A 1,175-nucleotide genomic window follows, 5' to 3' on the forward strand; every position below is an offset into this window, starting at 1 on the left:
CAGGCGGCCTTCCTGGCCGGCTACGTCGCGGCCGGTTACTCCAAGACCGGCAAGGTGGCCACCTACGGCGGCCTCCCTGGCCAACATCGAACCGGCCGCGTCGATCGCGTACGCGGAACGGGCCGCCGTCATCGCCAAGGACGGCCTGCCGCTCTCCGACCAGCTGGTCCACGCCCGCGCCCTGTTGCGCCTGGGCCGCGCCAACGAGGCCCTGACCTACGGCGAGAAGATTGCCGGCAGCGCCGACGAGGAGCCGGTGTGCCGGGCCGAGGCGTTGCTGGTCGTCGGCCGCGCGCAGGAGGCGCTGGGCGACACGTCGCGGGCCGTCGCGGCCTGGCAGCAGGCGCTGGACGTGGCGACCGAGGCCGAGCTGGCCCCGGAACGCGCCAACGCGATGCGCCGGCTGGGCATGGCCGACTTCCTGGCCGGCAAGCTGAGCCAGGCGAGCAGCCGGTTCGCGGCCGCGTACCAGGTCACGCTCACCGCGGGGGACCGGCACGGGCAGGCCTGGGCGCTGCAGAACCTGGCCTGGGTGACCACCACCCGCGGTGATTTCGCGGGTACGGACGCCGTGCTCGGCCGGGCCGCCCGCCTGTTCGCCGAGCTGGGTGACCCGGTGGGCCGGTCCTGGCTGCGCGGCACCACGGCGTTCGCCCGGTTGCTGGCCGGACGCCTGCACGAGTCGCGCCGGCTGGCCCGGATCTTCCTGCCGTTCGGGGACCGGGTCGGTGAGGGCTGGGCGGTCGGCACGCTCCGGGCGGTCGAGGCGTACGCGGCCGCCGAACTCGGTGACCTGGCCGAGGCGGACGGCGAGGCGCGCCGGGCGTACCGGGACTTCGCCGCGGTCTCCGACGACTGGGGACGCGGACTGGCCCTGGTCGTCCGCGGCGCCATCGCCCGTGGCCTCAACGAGCCCGAGCACGCCGAGGACCTGCTCACCGATGCGCTGGAGTACGCCGACAAGACCGGTCACCCGTTGCTGCTCGGCATGGCCGGCACCCTGCGCGGCTTCGTGGCGCTGCAACGCGGTGACGTGGAGGCGGCCGAGGCGGACGCGCGCCGGGTGATGACCGCGGTCGAGCCGCACAACCCGCTGGCGCCGGCACAGGTCGGGCCGCGGGTGCTGCTCGCCGAGGCGCGGCTGCGGGCCGGTGACGCGGCCACCGCGGTCGGGC

Annotated in this window: 1 pseudogene; it reads left to right on the plus strand. The window is 75.8% G+C overall.

Annotated elements, in window-relative coordinates:
* A pseudogene (locus AB0C29_RS49495) lies at positions 1–1,175 on the plus strand (adenylate/guanylate cyclase domain-containing protein); the annotation flags it as partial.

It is taken from the genome of Actinoplanes sp. NPDC048791 (assembly GCF_040650095.1).
In the GTDB taxonomy this organism is placed as follows: domain Bacteria; phylum Actinomycetota; class Actinomycetes; order Mycobacteriales; family Micromonosporaceae; genus Actinoplanes.